At 40.7% G+C, this 3,067-nt stretch carries 4 protein-coding genes; 3 read left to right on the forward strand and 1 reads right to left on the reverse strand.

Translation table 11 applies throughout. The features are described from left to right. Positions 1-84: 84 nt before the first annotated feature. The 3 genes from BLS03_RS26060 to BLS03_RS25190 all read left to right on the forward strand — a co-directional run bounded on the left by BLS03_RS26060 (position 85) and on the right by BLS03_RS25190 (position 2,363). Complete coding sequence (locus BLS03_RS26060) at positions 85-219, forward strand: hypothetical protein (RefSeq protein WP_281241250.1); 135 nt, start codon at positions 85-87, stop codon at positions 217-219. A 173-nt stretch (positions 220-392) separates the two neighbouring features. Further along, complete coding sequence (locus BLS03_RS25185) at positions 393-947, forward strand: C40 family peptidase (protein WP_093279585.1); 555 nt, start codon at positions 393-395, stop codon at positions 945-947. Positions 948-1,361: 414 nt separating this feature from the next. Next, positions 1,362-2,363 (forward strand): hypothetical protein, encoded by a 1,002-nt coding sequence (locus BLS03_RS25190; RefSeq protein WP_093279586.1) that lies wholly within the window; start codon positions 1,362-1,364, stop codon positions 2,361-2,363. 125 nt (positions 2,364-2,488) lie between these two features. Here the strand turns inward: BLS03_RS25190 and BLS03_RS25195 are convergent. Then, positions 2,489-3,067 (reverse strand): adenosine deaminase family protein (locus tag BLS03_RS25195; protein WP_143015702.1); only part of this gene is annotated, 579 nt, incomplete at its 5' end.

The following is a 3,067-nucleotide window of genomic DNA, read 5'->3' on the forward strand; positions in this document are numbered from 1 at the left end:
CGAAGAATCCAACCCAACCCCAACGATTTTATCTTTATGCACCAGCGCCATTTCAAGCGTCGTGAAAGCACTTTCTTCATCTAAGTGACGCAAAATATCCAAAGCGCTGCCGGCAGTGATTCGATTGCCTATAACAGCCTAGCTTCGAGCATCGATGAAGACGGTTTACTCAGCGTGCCAGCTTGGTCTGTGGCTGTATTTGAAAAACCGCACCAATAATTCACCGTTTGAACGTCAAGCAAAAAAGGGAAGCCTATGGGCTTCCCTTTTCATCTTCTAGCTTGTGCAGATGTTTGCGGCTGTAAGATGTGTGTCAATTTTGCACAGGTGAATAGCCAGTTACAGTACGTCATGTTAATTTTATTTCTCATTTTATAAAACCCATATTTATTATGACGCTCAAACCTCTTTTATTGCTGCCACTGTGTTTAATGGCCGCCTGCAGCTCGGCGAGTTTACCGAGTAGCAAAGTCTCAGCGCCGGTTAACAACGCCAAGTCGACACCGCAAAGCTCACTCGCTGCCCAATCACTACCGTCGGATCAAAGTTTATCTAACGAGGAACTGGTTTCCTACGCGCGCAAATATCTTGGCACTCGCTATGTTTGGGGTGGCAGCACACCAAAAGGTTTTGATTGCTCTGGCTATATTCAATATGTCTATCGCCATTTTGATATCGATATTCCACGCACTACCGCTGCCTACCCTAGCCTGTACTACCAAGCGGTCTCGATTGATAACGCGCAAGTGGGCGATATTATCGTTTTCACTGGCACCAACCCCAATATTCGTCAGCCCGGCCACGCGGGGATTGTCACTCAAGTCGGCGATGGAAAATTAAGCTTTATTCATAGCTCATCATCGAAAAAGCATTTTGGCGTAACTGAAACCAATTATTATCAAAGCGGCTATCCAAAACGTTTTTTGAAGTTAGTTCGAGTTCAATAAAAGTAGAAAACCAATATTTGATTTCTATTTAAAAAGTCACCAAAATTGAGACTTACAACATTCAAAAAATATTGAATCAACACTCTTATATAAATCGAAAAAATACCAAAAGTCGCTCAAACTCGAGCGACTTCTGAACAAAAATAGAGATTTATTTCAGCACTTAAGTTTACAGTGAAAAATAAACAAGCATTCAAGATAAACATAAAACCAGTCATTCTATCCAAAAACCAAATATAAGATCAAAATATAATCAAAATAACAACAAATGAAAAATGATAAAATTGGTCATATTTGTCAAACGCATATTACCTTAGTCTTAGAAAACTAAAAAACTCATACCCATTTCATCCCTTTGATTTTTAAAAACTATTTATAATTTTTTAAATCATCCAATCAATCAAAGGCGTTAAAATGAATATTATCTTTGGCGAAACCAACACCGATGGAACGGGCAGTGCTAGCAATCTAACTACCGAAAATGGTCACGAGTTTGATATCGAAAATGTAACACTTGATACTTCTAACCCTTTTCAACACGTTGCTATTCAAGAAATTGATGATATCGCACTCAAATATACCCAAGATTATTTTGGTTATGCGACGACTTATATAACCAATAATGGCGAATGGAACGCTGATGGCGCTAAAGAAGTTTCGGTTGAATATCTTGGATCAAATTCTAATGACGCGATTAATATTGTTGCCAATGACAGCATGGTTAAGATTGAAAACTTTGTCGATGTTAATATTGATCTTGAAGGGCAAATGCAATCTGACGATTATTATGACTATAGCGGCGAATTTTGGCTACAGCTCTACAATGCAAAACGCGCCGATATTGACGTCTCAGACTTCAATGCCAATACCATCATTAAGATCTCAACTCAAAGTAATGGTGTATTGGGTGAATGGAGCAATATGTTTGATATTCAAGGCAGCGATACTAACTCTGATTACGTCTATATCGAAGGAACAAGCGAAAATAACGCTCAATACACTGAATTTAATGTTGCCCTCAATAATGGCAATGATCGCTTTAATTCAACGCTAACGCCAAAGGCTTCTACCGATCAAATCCGGTTTGTGGATGGCGGAGAAGGCGACGATATCATCGAGATATACGGTGATTCTTCCGATATTGAATTTGTTAATTTCGAATCTATTTATCTCGATGTGGACTCGACCTTAACCCTCAATGAGGATGTGTTGCAAAATAACACCGATGGCTTGGTTATTCAAAGCTACTGGCGTCCAATGGACATCGAGTTTTCCGATGAGTACAACAGCATTACTATTGAGCAACAATACTTCCAAAGCGGTGATGAAACTGGCTATTTAGATGTTACTGTTAGCTACGATGACGCCGATTACCACCTGCTTGTACAAGATACCGGTCAAGACTGGAGTCTGTAATTCTTCCACATAATGTTGTGGATAGATAACCATTGACGGCAAATAGACAAAAAGCGCAGCTAGGCTGCGCTTTTTTATTCTCGCCCAATGAGCTTTGCGATGTAACTCATTAACGGGTAAGCAAATTAGCTATCGAGTAGTGCGTTAACCTTCGCTGACATACGCTGCTTATGTGTTTCATCAACAAAACTGGCTTCAATCGCATTAAGGGTAAACTGCGCTAGCTCTTGCTGAGTCACGTTATGCGCGTTAGCAACTGCGATAAAGTTATCGGTCATATAACCACCGAAATAGGAAGGGTCATCGGAGTTAATCGTCACGCACACACCTTGTCTAAGTAGCTCAACAATATTGTGCTCATCCATGGTCTCAAACACTTTCAGTTTGATATTAGACAGTGGGCATACGGTGAGTGGAATGCGTTGTTGCGCCAGTTGCTCAACCAATTTAGGGTCATCAACGCAGCGTACACCATGGTCGATACGAGTGGTTTTTAATAATGACAAACTGTTATGAATATTGGCAACAGGGCCCTCTTCGCCGGCGTGAGCTACGGTTAAAAAACCTTCTGACAGCGCTTTTTCAAACACCCGTTGAAACTTCTCTGGTGGGTGGCCTTTTTCCGAAGAATCCAACCCAACCCCAACGATTTTATCTTTATGCACCAGCGCCATTTCAAGCGTCGTGAAAGCACTTTCTTCATC

The sequence above is a fragment of the Vibrio xiamenensis genome (genome assembly GCF_900100015.1).
GTDB classification, from domain to species: Bacteria; Pseudomonadota; Gammaproteobacteria; order Enterobacterales; family Vibrionaceae; genus Vibrio; species Vibrio xiamenensis.